Origin of the sequence: Aeromonas sp. s9 (assembly GCF_040907765.1) — a bacterium.
GTDB lineage: Bacteria > Pseudomonadota > Gammaproteobacteria > Enterobacterales > Aeromonadaceae > Aeromonas > Aeromonas caviae.
Genome location: NZ_JBFOCK010000006.1, coordinates 68,346 through 88,492, shown reverse-complemented (window position 1 = coordinate 88,492; position 20,147 = coordinate 68,346). Strand labels below are relative to the sequence as shown.

Sequence of the window (20,147 nt, the reverse complement as noted above, 5' to 3'; positions counted from 1 at the left end):
TGACGGTGACGCCGTGGGCAGCTCTTCTGGTGGATCTGTCCCGTTCGCGTGGGGTTGCGGACAAGAATATCCCATCTGCCATGGTTTTTTTCCACATAATCACTGAAAAATATCAGGGTTACCTCACAAAAAATCTACAACAATGTGATAACACAATATCAACCACGGTCAAAATGTCACCAAACCAGTCCGATCATCGGCCACCACTGGGCCAGAAGTGATATGATGACGCCCTTTTTCAGGGAGCCTTGCCATGATCACCTCTTTATTGACCCGACACTTCGGCTTTGATCGCTTGCGGCCCGGGCAGGAAGCGGTGATCAGTCGTCTGCTGGCCGGCAAGAGCGCCGCAGCCATCTTCCCGACTGGCGCGGGGAAATCCCTCTGTTATCAATTGCCCGCCCTCGCACTGCCCCACCTGACCCTGGTCATCTCTCCCCTGCTGGCCCTGATGCACGATCAGCTCGCCTTTTTGCGCAGCAAGGGGATCGCCGCCGCCACTCTGGACTCCAGCCAGACAGCGGAAGAGAGCCGGCGCGTGATGCAGCAGGCCAGCGATGGCCAGCTCAAGATCCTGATGATTTCGGTGGAGCGCCTCAAAAATGAGCGCTTTCGCCGCTTCATCGCCCACATCCCCCTGTCACTGCTGGTGGTGGACGAGGCCCACTGCATCTCGGAGTGGGGCCACAACTTTCGCCCCGACTACCTCAAGCTGCCGGATCATCGCCGTGAACTGGCCATCCCCCAGGTGCTGTTGCTGACCGCCACCGCCACCCCGGCCGTCATGGCGGACATGCAGGCAAAATTTGCCATCGACCGGGACGATCTGGTGGTCACCGGTTTCTACAGACCCAATCTGGATCTGGCCGTCCTCCCGCTGGCCGGCAGTGCCCGCGATACCTGGCTGCGCGAGGAGCTGCACCGGGATCCGGCCGCCCCCACCATCGTCTACGTGACTCTGCAACACAGCGCAGAACAGTGCGCCGCGCAGCTACAGGCCAGCGGCATCCGGGCATGCGCCTACCATGCGGGGCTCGATCCCGCCCTGCGCAGCCAGATCCAGCACGACTTCATGGCTGGCAGACTCGACTGCATCGTGGCCACCATCGCCTTTGGCATGGGCATCGACAAGGCCGACATTCGCCGGGTCATTCACTACGACCTGCCCAAGTCCATCGAGAACTACAGCCAGGAGATAGGCCGCGCCGGACGTGACGGGCTTCCCTCCCGCTGCACCGTGCTGGCGAGCCGCGCCCAGTTGCCGGTACTGGAAAACTTCGTCTATGGGGATACGCCGGACAGGGACGCCATCGCGTACTTGCTCGATATCGTGCGCCAGAGCGGCGCCGAGTGGGAATTCAGCCTGCTGCGCCTCTCCAACGAGACCAACATTCGCCAACTGCCCCTCAAGACCCTGCTGGTCTATCTGGAGATGGCAGGGGTCATTGCACCGGCCTACAGCTACTTTGCCGAGTACCGTTTCAGGTTCGTACTGGAAAAACAGGCGATCCTCGCTCGTTTCAATTCCGAACGCCGCCAGTTCCTGGAGCAGGTCTTTGCCTGCGCCCCCAGGCGCGCACCTGGTGCACCATGGACTTCGAGGCGCTGTGGCAGGGATATCAGGGGGAACGCCAGCGCGCTGCGGCGGCGCTGGACTACCTGCAGCAGCAGGGTTGGATCGAGCTTGAAAGCAAGCAGATGACCGAGGTCTATCGGGTGCTGAGCCAGCAAATCGATACCGCGACCCTGGCCGAAGAGCTGCATGGATTGTTTGAAAAGAAAGAGCAGAGCGAGCTGGCCCGCCTTCAGGCGCTGCTGGCCTTTTTCACCTCGACCACCTGCCTTAGCCATGAGCTTGCCCGCTATTTTGCCGACGACGCGGCCCCCGAGCGGTGCGGGCACTGTTCCGTCTGCCGGGGAGAGATCGCCGTGTTGCCGCCGTTGCCATCACCGGGCTTGCCCAACAAGCACGGTTTGCGCGCCTGGTGCGATCCGCTGATCTCCCTCTGCCATCAGCGCCATCCCAGGATCCTGACCCGCTTCCTGTGTGGCATCGCCACCCCGCTGACCACCCGTCTCAAAGCCAGGGATCTGGCCGGTTTTGGCCAGTTGGCGAACCATCCCTTCGCCGAGGTGCTGGCGGCGGTGTCAGCCCTCTATCCCGCCGGATCCTGAGCTTGCAGGTTTGGCGCCGTTCAGGCGCTGAAAAAATAAGACCCTCGCGGATGCGAGGGTCAAGCCAACGGAAACGTGCTTAAACAGAGCTTAGTATCTGCACAATCACCCACTCTCTTGCTAAAGCGATGACTGCTCGACACAGGGCCAATCTAGAGCAGCCAGAATGTAGCGTCAATGTAAAAATTAGAGCAAAAACACCAAACAAATAACATTACGTTGACGTAAGCGACACATCTTTTCACCCTCTATTCCCTGCCGCCCTTGCCCTTGCTGGCACCGCCCCCTGACAAAACAGAGCGTCACCATTTTCCCCCTCTGGCACACAAAGATTTATTTTTTATGTCTTTGACATTTGCATCACTGTCGTGGCAAAAATAATTTAACAGTCAGTAACATAGGTATGTCACTTACTGCTTCTTCCCGCACGAGGATCGGGAAGCTCCCGCACAAACTTAAACCAATGATGGCGATGGATTACTGGGGGCTGTTGACTAGGCTTAAGAGGTAAACAGAACAAAAGTAGTGATCCACTCTTTTTCAGGGCAAGCGACTATAACGAGGGCTAAGTTATGGGCATCTTCGAGCACTATCAACAGCGGTATGAGAAGGCCAGAGAGGAGGAGTACAGCATCCAGGAGTTTCTGGATATGTGCAAACAGGACAAATCCTGCTACGCCTCTGCCGCCGAACGTCTGCTGACCGCCATAGGCGAGCCGGAAATGATCGATACCTCGACCAATCCACGTCTCAGCCGTCTCTTTTCCAACCGCGTCGTCGCGCGTTATCCCGCTTTCAAAGACTTCTATGGCATGGAAGAAGCCATCGAACAGATTGTCTCCTATCTCAAACATTCCGCTCAGGGTCTGGAAGAGAAGAAACAGATCCTCTATCTGCTCGGACCGGTTGGCGGCGGTAAATCCTCGCTGGCAGAGAAACTCAAATCCCTGATGCAAAAAGTGCCCATCTATCGCATCAAGGGCTCACCGGTGAACGATCACCCCTTCTGCCTGTTTGACATCGACGAAGATGGCGAAATCCTCGAGAAGGAGTACGGCATCCCTCGCCGTTATCTGCGTCCCATCATGTCTCCCTGGGTCGCCAAGCGCCTTCACGAGTTTGGTGGCGACATCACCAAGTTCAAGGTGGAGAAGGTGAACCCCTCCATCCTCGATCAGATCGCCATCGCCAAGACCGAACCGGGGGACGACAACAACCAGGACATCTCCTCCCTGGTCGGCAAGGTCGATATCCGCATGCTGGAACACTTCGCCCAGGATGATGCCGATGCTTACTCCTACTCCGGTGCGCTGTGCAAGGCAAACCAGGGGATGATGGAGTTCGTCGAGATGTTCAAGGCCCCCATCAAGGTGCTGCACCCGCTGCTGACGGCGACACAAGAGGGGAACTACAACGGTACCGAGGGACTCTCCGCCCTCCCCTTCGACGGCATCCTGCTGGCCCACTCCAACGAATCCGAGTGGCAGCAGTTCCGCAACAACAAGAACAACGAGGCCTTCCTCGACCGGGTTTACATCGTCAAGGTGCCCTACTGCCTGCGGGTGTCGGAAGAGGTGAAGATCTACGAAAAACTGCTGTTCAACAGCGAGCTGACCGAGGCCAAATGCGCACCGGGTACTCTGGAGCTGCTGGGCCAGTTCTCGGTGCTGTCGCGGCTCAAGGAGCCGGAAAACTCCAGCCTCTATTCCAAGATGCGAGTCTATGACGGCGAGAGTCTCAAAGACACGGATCCCAAGGCGAAAAGCTATCAGGAGTACCGCGACTATGCGGGGGTTGACGAGGGCATGAACGGCCTTTCCACCCGTTTCGCGTTCAAGATCCTCTCCCGCGTCTTCAACTTCGACCACGCGGAAGTGGCCGCCAACCCGGTGCACCTCTTCTATGTGCTGGAGCAGCAGATAGAGCGCGAGCAGTTCCCGCAAGAGCTGCACGATCGCTATCTGGAGTTCATCAAGGGCTACCTGACTCCGCGCTACGTCGAGTTCATCGGCAAGGAGATCCAGACCGCCTACCTCGAGTCGTATTCAGAGTACGGTCAGAACATCTTCGATCGCTACGTCACCTACGCCGACTTCTGGATCCAGGATCAGGAGTATCGTGACCCAGAAACCGGCCAGCTGTTTGACAGAGCGTCTCTCAACAGCGAGCTGGAGAAAATTGAAAAACCTGCCGGGATCAGCAACCCGAAAGATTTCCGCAACGAAATCGTCAACTTCGTGCTGCGTGCCCGGGCCAACAATGCAGGCCGTAACCCCAACTGGACCAGTTACGAGAAGCTGCGCACCGTGATCGAGAAGAAGATGTTCTCCAACACGGAAGAGCTGCTGCCGGTTATCTCCTTCAACAGCAAAACCTCGGCTGAGGAGCAGAAGAAGCACGATAACTTTGTCGAACGGATGATGGAGAAAGGCTACACACGTAAACAGGTGCGGCTGCTCTCCGAGTGGTATCTCAGGGTACGCAAGTCATCCTGACCCTGCCGTGTTCAAGGGGGAGTTATGGCGCATTTTATCGACCGCAGGCTCAACGGCAAAAACAAAAGCGCTGTCAATCGGCAGCGCTTCATCCGCCGCTACAAGAAGCAGATAAAACAAGCGGTCTCGGATGCTGTCTCCAAGCGCAGCATTCAGGACGTGGACAAGGGCGAGAGCATCAGCATCCCGACCAAGGACATCGGGGAACCCCATTTTCATCAGGGTCATGGCGGCAAACGGGAGATGGTGCATCCGGGCAACGACCAGTTCGTATCTGGTGACAAGATTGACCGGCCCAAAGGGGGTGGCGGCGGCCAGGGGAGTGGCGAGGGCCAGGCTTCGGATCAAGGAGAGGGCGTCGATGATTTCGTCTTCCAGATCTCCAAGGACGAGTACCTGGACTTGCTGTTCGAGGATCTGGAACTGCCGCGGCTGCAAAAGACCCAGCTCAACCAGCTGATGGAGATGAAGACCTACCGGGCCGGCTACACCTCCAACGGGGTGCCTGCCAACATCAACGTGGTGCGCTCCCTGCAAAATTCGCTCGCGCGGCGCATGGCGCTGCAGGCAGGCAAGAAACGTCAGTTGCGTGAACTGGAGGAGCGCCTGGCCCAGCTGGCCTGCGAGCCCAACGACCATTTCGCCGAAATGGCGCAACTTGAAAAAGAGATCAGGGAGCTGAAGCGGAGGATCGATGCAGTCCCCTTTATCGACACCTTCGACCTCAAATTCAACAACTTTGTCAAACGGCCCGTCCCCTCGAGCCAGGCGGTCATGTTCTGCCTGATGGACGTTTCCGGCTCCATGGATCAGGCTACCAAGGAGATGGCCAAGCGTTTCTATATCCTGCTTTATCTATTCCTGAGCCGGACTTACAAGAATGTCGAGGTGGTCTACATTCGCCACCACACCCAGGCCAAGGAGGTGGACGAGCACGAGTTCTTCTACTCCCAGGAGACCGGCGGCACCATCGTCTCCAGTGCGCTCAAGATGATGAACGACATCATCAACGAACGTTATCCCGCCAACCAGTGGAACATCTATGCGGCGCAGGCGTCCGATGGGGACAACTGGGCAGACGACTCGCCCCAGTGCAGGGAGATCCTGATGCGCGACATCATGCCAAGGGTGCGTTACTACTCCTACATCGAGATCACTACCCGCGCCCACCAGACCCTGTGGCACGAATATGAGGCGGTGGCAGAGCAATACACCCACTTCGCCATGGAGCACATTCGCAAGGTCGAGGACATCTATCCGGTGTTCCGGGAATTGTTCAAGAAGCAAGCGGCTTGAGGGATCACATATGGTAGAAACCGCAAGAAAGATAGCGCCGCTGGACGATGGTCCTGACTGGAACTTCGATTTGCTGGAGCTTTATCACCAGGAGATAGCCCGGGTCGCCAAATTCTATCGGCTCGACACCTATCCCAACCAGATCGAGGTGATCACTGCAGAGCAGATGATGGATGCCTACTCCAGCGTGGGCATGCCCATCGGCTATCAACACTGGTCGTTCGGCAAGCGCTTCATCCACACCGAGCGCAACTACAAGCGCGGCCAGATGGGACTGGCCTACGAGATCGTCATCAACTCAGACCCCTGCATCGCCTATCTGATGGAAGAGAACACCATGCCGATGCAGGCGCTGGTCATGGCCCACGCCTGCTATGGTCACAACTCCTTCTTCAAGAACAACTATCTGTTCAAGGCCTGGACCGATGCCTCCTCCATCATCGACTACCTGTTGTTTGCCAAGAACTACATCACCGAGTGCGAGGAAAAACACGGAATCGATGCGGTGGAGAAACTGCTCGACTCCTGCCATGCCCTGATGAACTTCGGGGTGGATCGTTACAAGCGGCCCCAGAAGATTTCTCTGGCCGAGGAGAAGCGACGCCAGAAGGCACGGGAAGATTATCTGCAAACCCAGGTCAACGAGTTGTGGCGTACCCTGCCCAAGCAGCACAAGATTGCCGGGGTGGAAGACAGGCGCTATCCTGCCGAGCCTCAGGAGAACATCCTCTATTTCATCGAAAAAAATGCCCCCCTGCTCGAGCCCTGGCAGCGCGAGGTGGTGCGTATCGTGCGCAAGATCAGTCAGTACTTCTACCCGCAGAAGCAGACGCAGGTGATGAACGAGGGCTGGGCCACCTTCTGGCACTACACCATTCTCAACCATCTCTATGACGAGGGAAAAATCAGCGATCGCTTCATGCTGGAGGTGCTGCACAGCCACACCAACGTGGTCTATCAGCCCCCCTACAACAGCCGGTATTACTCGGGGATCAACCCCTACGCCCTTGGCTTTGCCATGTTCACCGACCTGCGTCGCATCTGCGAGCACCCGACCGAGGAGGACAGATACTGGTTCCCCGATTACGCTGGCACCAACTGGGTCGAGACATTGCATTTCGCCATGCAGAACTTCAAGGACGAAAGCTTCATCAGCCAGTTCCTCAGTCCCAAGGTGATGCGCGACATGAAGCTGTTCGCCATCGATGACGACGATCTGAAGAACTACCTCAAGGTGTCCGCCATTCACAATGAAGAGGGCTACCGGCTGGTGCGTAGCACCCTGTCCGCTCAATACAACCTGAGCAACCTGGAGCCCAACATTCAGGTCTACAACGTGGCAGTGAAAGGCGATCGCTCCCTGACCCTGCGCTATGTTCCCCACAATCGCATCCCCCTTGGCGAGTCACGTCACGAGGTGCTCAAGCATCTGCATCAACTGTGGGGCTTCGATGTGGTGCTGGAGCAGGACAATGGCGAGCTATCCGCAGATATCATCGGCCGTTGTCCGGACCGCAAGAGCATGACCTGACGTCAGTACCGGGCATAAAAAAACGCGCCATCAGGCGCGTTTTTCTTGGGTCAGGGCAATCAGTTGTCACACAGGTTGCTTGGCATGTCCTGACGCAGACGGGTCCAAAGCTTGCCAGACTCGATACCGTACTGGCGTACCGTCATGAACACGGCTTCGTGATCCTTGGTTTCGGCCAGCTTGCGCAGCGTCTTGTAGTAGGCATCTGCGGTTTCCCGCGCCTGCTTGTCCGAGAAGTAGTAGCGGCCAACCCGGCTGTACAAGCCCTTGAAACCGTTGAGGATCAAGGCATAGATGGGGTTGCCAGAGGCAAACGAAAGCTGGTGATGCAAACGGTAGTCGAAGTCCGCATAGGCCTCGGCCGTGTTCTCCACATCATCGGCACCACGCAAGATCTCGGCGGCCTGTTCCGGGTTGTTGCGAATGGCGCCACGGATGAAGATGGTGCAGATGTTGGTCCGGGCGGAGAGCAGTTGTGCCACCAGATCAGGCACCTTGTCCTGATCGAGACGCGCCAGGGTCTCCAGGATGTTGAGACCGGAGGTTTCCCAGAAATTGTTGACCTTGGTCGGTTTGCCATGCTGGATGGTGAGCCAGCCATCACGGGCAAGGCGCTGCAACACTTCACGCAAGGTAGTGCGAGTCACGCCGATCAATTCGGACAGCTCGCGCTCCGCCGGCAGAATGGATCCAGGAGGAAAGCGATTGTTCCAGATGGACTCGATGATGTATTCCTCGGCAAACCCGGCAGGGCTTTGCGCTTTAATGACCATGTAATGACTCTGTTGTAGTGCGTAAAAAGGCCCCCGAATAATAGCAAAGCCGGTCATGCTGGCAAGCAGAAGGTCGGTCCTCTGCTCACATTACCCCGATCTTTTTGTTAAAAATATGTATGCGGCGACAAGTGAGGAGTCAACCAACACCAAATGATGGGAATATAAGCGTTTGCTCGCTGGGCAAGTTCAGCGACCTTATTTATAGTTATCGCTCCCTTGATTAAAATCATGTGCAATCAATCTGATACAGGTGAATATCCGGATGTTCGGCTCGGGTCGGGCTCGACTGCATAGACGCAGATATCAACAACAGAACAGAGAACCATCATTATGCCAATCAGCCTAGGGCGCGCGTTTACAAAGAACTTTTTGGGCAATGCTCCGCGATGGTACAAAATTGCCATCGTTCTATTCCTGCTGATCAACCCGATCATTTTCTACGTTGATCCCTTCCTGGCCGGCTGGCTGCTGGTTGTCGAGTTCATTTTCACCCTGGCCATGGCACTCAAGTGCTATCCGCTGCAACCGGGCGGACTCCTGGCCATCGAAGCCGTGCTCATCGGCATGACCTCCGCCAACCAGATAAAGCATGAGCTGGTGGCCAATATCGAAGTGCTTCTGCTGCTGGTCTTCATGGTGGCCGGCATCTACTTCATGAAGCAGTTGCTGCTCTACGTCTTTACCAAGATGCTGGTGCGCATCCACTCCAAAACGTTGCTTTCTCTCGCCTTCTGCCTGGTGTCTGCCTTCCTCTCCGCGTTCCTTGATGCCCTGACCGTGATCGCCGTGGTCATCAGCGTCGCCACCGGCTTCTACGCCATCTACCACAAGGTGGCCTCCCGGGATGAGTCCGGCAATCTGCATCATGATGACGAAGAGATTGACGAGCTCTCCCGCCAGCATCTGAACGAGTTTCGTGCTTTCCTGCGCAGCCTGATGATGCACGCCGCCATCGGTACCGCCCTGGGGGGCGTCTGCACCCTGGTCGGCGAACCCCAGAACCTCATCATCGGTGAACAGGCCGGGTGGCACTTCGGTGAATTTGCCATTCGCATGGCACCAGTCACCATTCCGGTCTTCATCTGCGGCCTGCTGACCTGCATCCTGGTCGAAAAATTCCGCTGGTTCGGTTATGGCGCCCGCTTGCCCGAGCCCGTGCGTCACATCATGGAATCCTACGAACGCGACGAGGACGCACAACGTACCCCGCAGGACAAGGCCAAGCTGATCGTCCAGGCGCTGATTGCCACCTGGCTTATCACGGGTCTTGCCCTCCATCTGGCTGCAGTTGGGCTGATCGGCCTGACGGTCATCGTGCTCGCGACGGCGTTCACCGGCGTGACTGAAGAACACGCGCTTGGCAAGGCATTCCAGGAGGCTTTGCCATTCACCGCCCTGCTCACCGTCTTTTTCAGCGTGGTGGCGGTCATCATCGATCAACAGCTGTTCAAGCCGGTGATCCAGTGGGTACTGGCGGCCAAGCCGGAGGATCAGCTTGCCCTCTTCTACCTGGCAAACGGTCTGCTCTCCATGGTCAGTGACAACGTCTTCGTCGGCACCGTCTACATCAACGAGGTGAAGACCGCCCTGATAAACGGCGCCATCAGCCGCGAGCATTTTGATCTGCTGGCCGTGGCCATCAACACCGGCACCAACCTGCCGTCGGTCGCCACCCCCAATGGCCAGGCCGCATTCCTCTTCATGCTCACCTCGGCCCTCGCTCCCCTGCTGCGCCTCTCTTATGGCCGCATGGTCTGGATGGCGCTGCCCTATACTCTGGTGCTGGGGCTTGTCGGCTTTTTCTCCGTGGAACTGCTCCTCGGTCCTGTAACCGAATGGTTCTATCAGGCAGGGTGGTTGCTGGATCATGGGGCACTGCCACTGCCCACCCCGTCCACACACTGATCATGAAAGGGGCTGTTCGGCCCCTTTCTTTTCAGATGGGGCTCTGCTCTAATTCAGCCACTATTTTTCTCTGAGAGATCAATCAGATGATCGAGTATCTTCGCCGCATTGCCAGTCATCGCCTGGCCTGGGGATTGCTGGCAGCCTCCGCTTTCGCGCTGGAACTCTGCGCCCTCTTCTTCCAGCACGTGCTGGGTTTGCACCCTTGCGTGATGTGCATTTATGAACGTATCGCCCTCCTCGGCGTACTCACGGCCGGCCTCCTCGGCATGGTCGCGCCAGAGCGCTGGTACCTGCGCTGGAGTGCCATGCTCCTGTGGGGTTACAGCGCCTTCTGGGGCCTGAAACTGGCGCTCAAGCATGTGGATTACCAGATGAACCCCTCCCCCTTCAACGTATGCGAGGGATTTGTTGACTTCCCTGCCTGGGCACCACTGGATAAGTGGGTTCCCTGGATGTTCTACCCGGACGGCGACTGCAGCGAGATCAGCTGGCAGTTCCTCGGTTTCTCCATGCCGCAGTGGCTCGTGGTCATCTTTGCCGCCTATCTGCTGGTGTTCGTCATCGTGGCTGCTGGCAACCTGATAAAAGGGCGCTGCTGCAACTAGTTCGTCACTCGACCCTAAGAAGGGAGCCCATGGCTCCCTTTTTATTTCCTCTTTATCGCCTCACGACCCCATGCCCAGAGGGCCGGATCTCCTTCTCCCTGTTCTGCCAATGAAGTGGCTGCCTGCGGGTGTGCATCATCGTAACAGGCCACAAGCGGGTCAAAGGGCGCAGCAGCGACCTGCCACTCGGCCTACCAACAAGAAGGGAGCCATCGGCTCCCTTCTTTCATGTCGTGCACGGCGATGTCACGCGCCTTCGGAGGTAGCCTTGCTGGCACTTCTCCTGGCCTTCACCATGCCGATCACCATGGGCAACAAGGAGACCGCGATGATGCCGAAGATGAGCAGGGTAAAGTTGTGGCGCACTACCGGCAGATTGCCAAAGAAGTGGCCGGCATAGACGAAGGAGAGCACCCACAAGAGCCCCCCCACCAGGTTGAACGCCAGGAAGCGGGGATAGGTCATGGCCCCCATGCCCGCCACGAAGGGGGCGAAGGTGCGCACTATGGGCAGGAAGCGGGTGATGATGATGGTCTTGCCGCCATGCTTGGCATAGAAGGCATGGGTCTTGACCAGATAGTCCCGGCGAAAGATTTTGGAATCGGGGTTGCGAAACAGCTGCTCACCGAAGAAGTGGCCTATGGTGTAGTTCACCACGTTGCCGAGCACCGCGGCGATGATCAGCACGGCGGCTAGGGTGTGCACGTCCAACACGCTGCCCACGGTGAGGGCACCTGCAGCAAACAACAGGGAGTCCCCCGGCAGGAAGGGAGTCACCACCAGCCCGGTTTCACAGAAGATGATGAGAAACAGGATGGCGTATACCCAGACGCCATAGTTCTCGAACAGCTCTTTCAGATGCACGTCAACGTGCAGAATAAAGTCGATGGCAAAGAGGATCAGATCCATTTTTTGGTACCCATGAAGTGAACGGCGTGGAGTCTACGCCAATGAGACCTGGCTCACAATCTCCCCATGGTCCCCTTTTTCGAATCCCATGAAGGGAGTCATTCAGTCCCCCCTTCTTTTCCCCTCTCCCTGAACGTAGGCTTCTGCTCACTCGGCCTTGTCCAGAGCGGCCAGCACCTCGCCGGGCAAGCATTTCTCCCAGCCCCACAAGAGGAGCAGCAACAAGGTAGCGTCGTCGAGCCAGCCAAGGAGAGGCACCACATCGGGGACAACGTCCACCGGGCTGATGCCATAGAGCAGAATAAGGATCACCAGCCCCTTCGCCCACCAGGGCGTGCCTGGGTGGCGAAAGCCTTGATAGAGGCGGCGCAAACGCCGCCAGATGAGCCAGCGTCTGGTGCTCATGACTCGATCAGCTCGCCGCGCAGCCGCTGGATCTGATCCCGCAGCGCCGCCGCCTGTTCGAACTCCAGATCCCGCGCATGCTGGAACATCTGCTCTTCCATCCGCTTGATCTCCTTGCTGATCTCGCTGGCAGAGCGGGCATGGTACTCCCCTTGCGGTTCGGCAGCCTTGCGACTCCCCTTGCCCGCCTTGCCCGCCGTGCGGCTGCCCCCCATGTCCATCACATCGCCGATGGCCTTGTTGAGCCCCTTCGGCACGATGCCGTGTTCCAGGTTGTGGGCGTGTTGCAGGGCGCGTCGCCGCTCGGTCTCTTCGATCGCAACCTTCATGGAGTTGGTGATGGTATCCCCGTAAAGGATCACCTTGCCGTTGAGGTTGCGCGCTGCCCGGCCGATGGTCTGGATGAGGGAGCGGGTGGAACGCAGGAAGCCCTCTTTATCCGCATCCAGAATGGCCACCAGGGAGACTTCCGGCATGTCGAGTCCTTCGCGCAGCAGGTTGATGCCCACCAAGACGTCGAACTTGCCAAGGCGCAGGTCGCGGATGATTTCCACCCGCTCCACGGTATCAATATCCGAGTGCAGATAGCGCACCCGTACCTCGTGATCCGCCAGGTATTCGGTCAAGTCCTCCGCCATCCGCTTGGTCAGTGTCGTGACCAGCACCCGCTCCTCCACCGCCACCCGCTTGCGGATCTCGGAGAGCAGATCGTCCACCTGGGTGCTGACCGGCCGCACTTCCACCTCAGGATCGAGCAGGCCGGTGGGACGCACCACCTGCTGCACCACGTCACCGCCTGACTTCTCCAGCTCGTAGGGGCCGGGGGTCGCCGAGACGAACACCGTCTGGGGCATCAGCGCCTCGAACTCGTCGAACTTGAGGGGCCGGTTGTCCAGCGCCGAGGGAAGCCGGAAGCCGTACTCCACCAGGGTCTCCTTGCGGGATCTGTCCCCTTTGAACATGGCGCCGATCTGCGGCACCGTGACGTGGGATTCGTCGATGATGAGCAGGCCGTCCCCCGGCAGGTAGTCAAACAGGGTGGGCGGCGGCTCACCCGGTGCGCGGCCGGAGAGGTAGCGGCTGTAGTTCTCTATACCGGAGCAGTAACCCAGCTCCTGCATCATCTCAATGTCGAACTGGGTGCGTTGGCTGATGCGCTGCTCCTCCACCAGCTTGTTGAGGTTCATCAGCTGCTCGCGCCGCCCCTTGAGCTCCTCCTTGATGTGCTCGATGGCACCCAGAATGGTCTCCCGCGGGGTGGCGTAGTGGGTCTTGGGGTAGATGGTGTAACGCACCACCGTCTGCTCGATGGCGCCGGTCAAGGGATCGAACAGGGAGAGGCGTTCTACCTCTTCATCAAACAGCTCCACCCGCAGGGCCAGCTTGTCCGATTCGGCGGGGTAGATGTCGATCACCTCCCCCCGCACCCGGAAGGTGCCGCGCTGGAAGGCCATGTCGTTGCGGGTGTACTGCAGTTCGGCGAGGCGGCGCAGGATATCCCGCTGATTGATCACGTCCCCCACTTTGAGGTGCAGCATCATGCTGAGGTAGGCCTGGGGATCCCCCAGACCATAGATGGCCGATACCGAGGCGACGATCACCACGTCGCGCCGCTCCAGCAGCGCCTTGGTGGCTGACAGCCGCATCTGCTCGATGTGATCGTTGATGGAGGCATCCTTCTCGATGAAGGTGTCCGTGGTCGGCACATAGGCTTCGGGCTGGTAGTAATCGTAATAAGAGACGAAATACTCCACCGCGTTGTCGGGGAAGAACTCCTTCATCTCCCCATAGAGCTGGGCCGCCAGGGTCTTGTTGGGGGCCAGGATCATGGTGGGACGATTAAGAGTCGCGATGACGTTGGCCATGGTAAAGGTCTTGCCCGAACCGGTCACCCCGAGCAGGGTCTGGTGGGCCAGTCCCGACTCGATGCCATAGAGCAGCTGGGCGATAGCCCTCGGCTGATCCCCGGCGGGTTGAAACTGGCTGGCCAACTGGAATAACTTGCTCATGACGACTCCCGGCAAAAAACGGCAAGGGAGCAGTGTACCCCGAGTTGAAGGAGCTGGGTATCCGCTCACCCTCCCTGATGGCTATTGACCCTGAAATACGACCTCTGTATGATGCACCTCCTTGCCTGATGTTCCCCCGTAGTTCAGTCGGTAGAACGGCGGACTGTTAATCCGTATGTCACTGGTTCAAGTCCAGTCGGGGGAGCCAATTCCTCACCATCTCGGTGCAAGTTATCCACTTTAGTGCTTTCCTCTTCCAATTTTAATGCACAAGCCCCCCCCTGCGGCCTGACTCCCTTTTGATATCCCGTTACTGACCAGCAGCGTTTTGTTCTGCTGCGTATAACTATTTGATTTTTATAGAAACAATTTATTGCAGGTATTTTTTGAACAGTCCTTGCAGCCCAGTATTGGCGCGGCTTTCAGCCTGATCGCCAAGTTTCATAAACAGGGTTATCCACAGTTTCTGTGGGTAACTTGACCAAAGCCACGGTTCATCTGGGCTGGCAGCCATTGTCCCCGGTTTGCGATGGCTGCCCCCGCTCTTCCCCATTTTCTGCTGTTTTTCCCTTCCCCCCTAAATGGGATGAATCGACTCGCGGTGCTGCCTGTGGGGGATTTTTTTTCGCTATGCCGCGTCCTGCGGGTCAGCCCTCGCCGGATGAGTCATGAGTCTCTTTTGTTACCCTTCAATTTCCTCAGTGGAAAATGCTGAAAAACATGCCCGTTTGCTCCCCATGCAGCAGGTAATAAATTGTCCACAGGAGCGTCATCCCCTCTCTGCTCGACAGCATATTTCACTCATTGACAGCGGGCCTTGCAGCGTAAAATAGAGGTGTTTTCCCCAGCCCCCCCTCGCATCCCTATCTTCATCGAAGAGACCAGCACTTAACTGGCTGTTAATCCGCTTTGGCGCTTCTTTCTTGATACAGGATCCGGCACAATATCGGCCCCACTTTTATCCTCGGTTTTTCCGGGCATGACCATAGATTTCGTGACACTGCTACATCAAAGCGACTCCCTGCTGCTGTTCGTGGTACTAGCCTTCGGGCTGCTGCTGGGCAAGGTACGCATCGGCAACTTCCAGATAGGCAACACCATAGGCGTGCTCTTCACCGCCCTGCTGTTTGGCCAGATGGGATTCCAGTTTTCCACCTCCACTGAAAACGTCGGCTTCATGCTGTTCATCTTCTGTGTGGGAATTGAAGCGGGGCCGCACTTTTTCAGCGTCTTCCTTCGCGACGGCATCCACTACATCACCCTGACCCTGGTGATCCTGCTGTCGGCCCTGCTGCTGACCGTGGGGCTCGCCAAGTTCTTTAATCTGGGGCCCGGCATGGCCGCCGGCATTCTGGCAGGTTCCCTCACCTCCACGCCGGCCCTGGTGGGGGCGCAGGACGCCCTGCGAAGCGGATTGCTCAACCTGCCCCACCAGACCGACATGCAGTCGGTGCTGGACAACATGGGCATCGGCTACGCCCTGACCTACCTGGTGGGGCTGGTGGGGCTGATGCTGGTGGTGCGCTACCTCCCCTCCCTGGCCAGGCTGGATCTCAACACCGAGGCCCAGAAGATCGCCCGCGAGCGAGGGCTCTCCGACAGCGAGAGCCGCAAGACCTATCTGCCCATCATCCGCGCCTATCGGGTCGGCCCAGAGCTCGCCGCCTGGATCGGGGGGCGTACCCTGCGGGAGACCGGCATCTATCCCCACACCGGCTGCTATGTGGAGCGCATTCGCCGCAACGGCATCCTGGCGAGCCCCGACGGTGATGCCGTCATTCAGGAAGGGGACGAGATAGCTCTGGTGGGCTACCCCGAGAGCCACGAGAAGCTCGACGTCAACTACCGCAACGGCAAAGAGGTGTTCGATCGCAACCTGCTTGACCTCCAGATCGTCACCGAAGAGATCGTGGTGAAGAACGATGCCGTGGTGGGTCGCCACCTGGTGGAGCTCAACCTCACCGAGAAGGGGTGCTTCCTGAACCGGGTGGTGCGCTCCCAGATCGAGATGCCGTTCGATCGCAATATCATGCTGCAAAAGGGTGACGTGCTGCAGATCAGCGGCGAGAAGCAGCGGGTCAAGCTGCTGGCCAACAAGATCGGCTTCATCAGCATCCACAGCCAGACCACGGATCTGGTGGCCTTTGCCACCTTCTTCGTGCTGGGGCTGCTCATCGGCTCCGTCTCCCTGGTGTTCGGCCAGATCGAGTTCGGCCTCGGCAACGCCGTCGGCCTGCTGCTGGCGGGGATCCTGATGGGCTACCTGCGGGCCAACCACCCGACGGTAGGCTATGTGCCGCCTGGCGCCCTGCGTCTGGCCAAGGATCTCGGCCTTGCCGTCTTCATGGTGAGCACCGGCCTCAAGGCGGGGGGTGGCATCCTGGATCACCTGAGCGAGGTGGGGATGGTGGTGCTCTTCTCCGGCATGCTGGTCACCACCTTGCCGGTGCTGGTCGGCTACCTGTTCGGGGTCTGGGTGCTCAAAATGAACCCCGCCCTGCTGCTCGGCGCCATCACCGGCGCCCGAACCTGCGCCCCGGCCATGGACGTGGTGAACGAGGCCGCCAACAGCTCCATCCCGGCGCTCGGTTACGCCGGCACCTATGCGGTGGCCAACGTGATGCTGACCCTGGCGGGCTCCTTCATCATCGGCTTCTGGTTCTAGCCAGGCGGGCCCGCAACACGCAGAAAAAGAGGAGCCTCGGGGCTCCTTTTTTCATGGGTAGACGGCCAGGGGGTTGAATAGTGGAAATCGTGCTATGGGGCCTTCTCTATCAAACCCAATAAGCTAAATCACCCGCAAGGCGCCACTTACACTCAATAAAACGAGTGAGGTGTACGTTATGAAATGCTTATGGATTGTCGTGATCTGGCTGTTCTGCTCCCTGACGCCAGCCTGGGGGGCCGAATCCGACAAGCAGGCGGCCACCAATGAGGAAACGGAAAAAAGCGCCCTGAGCTTCGAGGGCAACGAGCTTGCCAAACCCATGCTGGGCGACCTTGACGCCATGCTGGAGCGCCGCTCCATCCGGGTACTGACGACCTACAACAAGACCGGCTACTTCATCAACAAGGGCGTGCAACGGGGGGCCACCTACGACGCCTTCGTCCAGGTCGAGAAGCGGCTCAACGAGCAACTGCGCAAGGACAAGGCCATCAAGCGCCACCTCAAGGTGCACTTCGTCTTCATTCCCGTGGCCCGGGAAGCCCTGCTGAGCGCCCTCATCGCCGGCAAGGGGGACATCGCCGCCGCCAATCTCACCATCACGGACAAGCGCAAGGAGCAGGGCGTGACCTTCACCGATCCCCTGCTGCAAGACGTGCGGGAGCTGCTCGTCTCCGGCCCCTACTCGCCCAAGGTGGAAAGCGCCGCCGATCTGGGGGGAAAACGCATCTACGTGCGCCCCTCCTCGAGCTATTTCGAGAGCCTCATGGCTTACAACCAGGCGCGCAAGTCGGCGGGAGAGCCCCTCATCGACCTCCAGCCCGCCTCGGAGGTGCTCGAAGATGAAGATCTGGTGGAGATGGTGAACGCAGGCCTGCTCCCCTTCATCGTCATGGACGAGCACAAGGCCCGCTTCTGGCAAAAGATTTTCCCCGGGATCACCATTCACGACACCCCCGTGTTCCGGGAAGGGGGCGTCATCGCCTGGGCGGTGCGCAAGGAGAGCTCCCAGTTGCTCGCCATGCTCAACGAGCAGATAAAGGCGCTGCGCGGCAAGGCGACGGGGGATGAGATCCTGGCCCGTTATCTCAAGCAGAACAAGTTCGTCAAAAGCGCCGCCGTCGAGGCGGAGCGCAAGAAATTCCTGCAGGTGGTCGAGCTGTTCCGTGAATATGGCGAACGCTATGACATGGACTGGCTGCTGATGGCGGCTCAGGGCTACCAGGAGTCCGCCCTCAACCACCAGGCCCGCAGCCATGTGGGCGCCATCGGCATCATGCAGATCATGCCCGCCACCGGCAAGGGGCTGAAGGTCGGCGACATCCGCAAGCTCGAGCCCAATATTCACGGCGGCGTCAAATACATGCGCTGGATGATCGATCACTACTATGCGGACGAGCCCATGACCGCCCTCGACAAGGCCCTCTTCTCGTTCGCCTCCTACAATGCCGGCCCCGCCCGGGTGGCGCGGCTCCGCACCGAGGCCAGAAAACGGGGGCTGGATCCCAACGTCTGGTTCCACAATGTCGAGTACGTGGCGGCAGAGAAAATCGGCCCCGAGACGGTCACCTATGTGGGCAACATCTACAAGTACTACATCGCCTACAAGCTGGTGATGGAGCAGGTGGCCCTGCGCCAGCAGGCGAGCGATGCCCTGAAACAGGAGGCGAAGGAGGACGTCAGCACATCGGCGGCGAAACCGACCCAGTGATCCTTGCCGGACGAGGCGCCCATGGCGCCTCGTCTCTGTGCACATCCTTCTGTGGCCCGTGACCAGAATGAACACAATGGGCACAACAGCCTTAATAGCCATTACGGTCAGATTGTTTTCCAATCAGACATGATTAATTAACCTTCTTGCAACAACCACAAGGAGAGCACCATGTTGCAAGGAACCCTCAAACGCACCCTGATCGGTAGCCTGCTCGCACTGAGCGTCGGCGCCCACGCCCAGATCAACGAAGTCCACTTCCTGATCCCGGGCGGCGCTGGCGGCGGCTGGGATACCACGGCCCGCGGCACCGGTGAAGTGCTGGCCAAGTCCGGTCTGGTCAAGACCGTCTCCTACCAGAACATGTCCGCCGGTGGAGGCGCCAAGGCCATCGCCCACCTCATCGAGACCTCGGCCCAGTCCGACAAGACTCTGATGGTCAACTCCACCCCCATCATCGTCAAATCCCTCTCCAAGGAGCTGCCCCAGTCCTTCCGTGACCTGACGCCAGTGGCCGCCATCATCGCCGACTACCAGGCGCTGGCGGTGAAGGCTGACTCCCCCTATCAGAACTGGGCCCAGCTGCTGGCCGCCTACGAGGAGAACCCGGCCAAGGTGAAGATTGCCGGGGGTTCCGCCCGTGGCAGCCTGGATCACCTGGTCGCCGCCCTGACCTTCAAGAACGCCGGGGCCGACGCCAGCAAGCTGCGCTACGTCGCCTACGATGCCGGTGGCAGCGCCATGGCCGCCGTGCTGGCCGGAGAGACCCAGGCCATCTCCACCGGCTTTGGCGAGGCAATGGAAGCGGTCAAGTCGGGCCAGATGCGGATCCTCGGGGTCACTTCCGACAAACGCCTGCCGGGGGCGGAGCAGATCCCCACCTTCAGCGAGCAGAACAACCCCACCATCTTCGCCAACTGGCGCGGTTACTTCGCCTCCCCCACCATCAGCCCGAAGAAATCCGCCGAGTTTGCCGCCCTGCTCAAGCAGATGTACGACAAGCCGGAATGGGAAGTGGTCCGCAGCCGCAATAGCTGGACCAACCTCTACCAGTCAGGTCCCGAGTTCACCGCCTTCCTTGACGGCCAGGAGCAGCAGATCGGCGGCCTGATGCGCGAGCTCGGCTTCATCAAATAACCCTCGCTGTCCCATCGCAGGCGGGCGCAGGCCCGCCGCTCATGTTGGAGTCAAAAGATGAACATTACCAAGGAGCGACTGGGGGGCCTGCTGTTTCTGCTGCTCTCCCTCGCCTATGGCTACTACGCCACCGAGATACCGGGCTACCCCGGCGACGAATACGAACCCTTCACCGCCAGCACCCTGCCCTATGCCCTGGCCGGGATCGGGGCGCTGCTCTCCCTGCTGCTGGTGCTCTTCCCCGGGGGCGAGCCCCTGCGCCGGGAAGAGGGGGACTGGCGCCGGGTCTTCATCCTGCTCGGGCTCATGGTCATCTACGGACTGGGGCTCACCTGGTTTGGCTTCGTGCTCTCGACCATCGCCTTCCTGAGCGTGGGCATCCGGGTGCTCGGTGAACCCAGCCTGCGCTACGGCCTGATGATCAGCGTCCCCTTCTCCATCGGCTTCTGGGCCCTGCTCACCAAGGGGCTCAACGTCTATCTGGAGCCGGGTCGCCTGTTCACCCTGCTCGGTTTCTAAGGAGTC

General features: G+C 58.9%; 13 protein-coding genes, 1 tRNA gene and 1 pseudogene. 11 read left to right on the top strand and 4 right to left on the bottom strand.

Features of this window, described 5'->3' with window-relative positions; all coding sequences use genetic code 11:
• Positions 1–253 precede the first annotated feature (253 nt).
• The 4 genes and pseudogenes from AB5Y54_RS00660 to AB5Y54_RS00645 all read left to right on the top strand — a co-directional run bounded on the left by AB5Y54_RS00660 (position 254) and on the right by AB5Y54_RS00645 (position 7,497).
• Positions 254–2,175 (top strand): annotated as a pseudogene (locus tag AB5Y54_RS00660) (ATP-dependent DNA helicase RecQ).
• Between the two features lie 572 nt (positions 2,176–2,747).
• On the top strand, positions 2,748–4,670 hold the full coding sequence (locus tag AB5Y54_RS00655; RefSeq protein ID WP_010674903.1) for a PrkA family serine protein kinase: 1,923 nt from the start codon (positions 2,748–2,750) through the stop codon (positions 4,668–4,670).
• A gap of 24 nt (positions 4,671–4,694) precedes the next feature.
• The gene (locus AB5Y54_RS00650; protein ID WP_041215071.1) at positions 4,695–5,966 is read left to right on the top strand and encodes a YeaH/YhbH family protein; all 1,272 of its coding nucleotides are present in this window, start codon (positions 4,695–4,697) and stop codon (positions 5,964–5,966) included.
• A gap of 10 nt (positions 5,967–5,976) precedes the next feature.
• On the top strand, positions 5,977–7,497 hold the full coding sequence (locus tag AB5Y54_RS00645; RefSeq protein ID WP_039040868.1) for a SpoVR family protein: 1,521 nt from the start codon (positions 5,977–5,979) through the stop codon (positions 7,495–7,497).
• 59 nt (positions 7,498–7,556) lie between these two features.
• On the opposite strand, the gene fadR is transcribed toward AB5Y54_RS00645, so the two are convergent.
• On the bottom strand, positions 7,557–8,270 hold the full coding sequence (gene fadR, locus AB5Y54_RS00640; protein ID WP_010674906.1) for a fatty acid metabolism transcriptional regulator FadR: 714 nt from the start codon (positions 8,268–8,270) through the stop codon (positions 7,557–7,559).
• A 333-nt stretch (positions 8,271–8,603) separates the two neighbouring features.
• Between fadR and nhaB the strand changes: the two genes are divergently transcribed.
• On the top strand, positions 8,604–10,178 hold the full coding sequence (gene nhaB / locus AB5Y54_RS00635; RefSeq protein ID WP_045524552.1) for a Na(+)/H(+) antiporter NhaB: 1,575 nt from the start codon (positions 8,604–8,606) through the stop codon (positions 10,176–10,178).
• A gap of 86 nt (positions 10,179–10,264) precedes the next feature.
• Positions 10,265–10,786, top strand: a complete 522-nt coding sequence (gene dsbB / locus AB5Y54_RS00630) for a disulfide bond formation protein DsbB (protein ID WP_010674908.1) — start codon at positions 10,265–10,267, stop codon at positions 10,784–10,786.
• Positions 10,787–11,032: 246 nt separating this feature from the next.
• Here the strand turns inward: dsbB and AB5Y54_RS00625 are convergent, their stop codons facing one another.
• The 3 genes from AB5Y54_RS00625 to uvrB form a co-directional block, all read right to left on the bottom strand.
• The gene (locus tag AB5Y54_RS00625; RefSeq protein ID WP_010674909.1) at positions 11,033–11,695 is read right to left on the bottom strand and encodes a DedA family protein; all 663 of its coding nucleotides are present in this window, start codon (positions 11,693–11,695) and stop codon (positions 11,033–11,035) included.
• A gap of 147 nt (positions 11,696–11,842) precedes the next feature.
• Positions 11,843–12,100, bottom strand: coding sequence for a DUF1232 domain-containing protein (locus AB5Y54_RS00620; RefSeq protein ID WP_041215068.1), 258 nt, complete (start codon positions 12,098–12,100; stop codon positions 11,843–11,845).
• On the bottom strand, positions 12,097–14,109 hold the full coding sequence (gene uvrB, locus AB5Y54_RS00615) for an excinuclease ABC subunit UvrB (protein WP_368153090.1): 2,013 nt from the start codon (positions 14,107–14,109) through the stop codon (positions 12,097–12,099). Before uvrB ends, AB5Y54_RS00620 begins: the two co-directional genes overlap by 4 nt.
• 132 nt (positions 14,110–14,241) lie before the next feature.
• On the opposite strand from uvrB, the gene AB5Y54_RS00610 reads away from it, so the two are divergent.
• The 5 genes from AB5Y54_RS00610 to AB5Y54_RS00590 all read left to right on the top strand — a co-directional run bounded on the left by AB5Y54_RS00610 (position 14,242) and on the right by AB5Y54_RS00590 (position 20,141).
• Positions 14,242–14,317, top strand: a tRNA-Asn gene (locus AB5Y54_RS00610).
• 771 nt (positions 14,318–15,088) lie between these two features.
• The gene (locus AB5Y54_RS00605; protein WP_029314601.1) at positions 15,089–16,774 is read left to right on the top strand and encodes an aspartate:alanine antiporter; all 1,686 of its coding nucleotides are present in this window, start codon (positions 15,089–15,091) and stop codon (positions 16,772–16,774) included.
• Between the two features lie 178 nt (positions 16,775–16,952).
• Complete coding sequence (locus AB5Y54_RS00600) at positions 16,953–18,485, top strand: transporter substrate-binding domain-containing protein (protein ID WP_368153088.1); 1,533 nt, start codon at positions 16,953–16,955, stop codon at positions 18,483–18,485.
• Positions 18,486–18,656: 171 nt separating this feature from the next.
• Positions 18,657–19,622 (top strand): tripartite tricarboxylate transporter substrate binding protein, encoded by a 966-nt coding sequence (locus AB5Y54_RS00595; protein ID WP_201996948.1) that lies wholly within the window; start codon positions 18,657–18,659, stop codon positions 19,620–19,622.
• Positions 19,623–19,679: 57 nt separating this feature from the next.
• Positions 19,680–20,141, top strand: coding sequence for a tripartite tricarboxylate transporter TctB family protein (locus AB5Y54_RS00590; RefSeq protein WP_005300329.1), 462 nt, complete (start codon positions 19,680–19,682; stop codon positions 20,139–20,141).
• Positions 20,142–20,147: the final 6 nt, after the last annotated feature.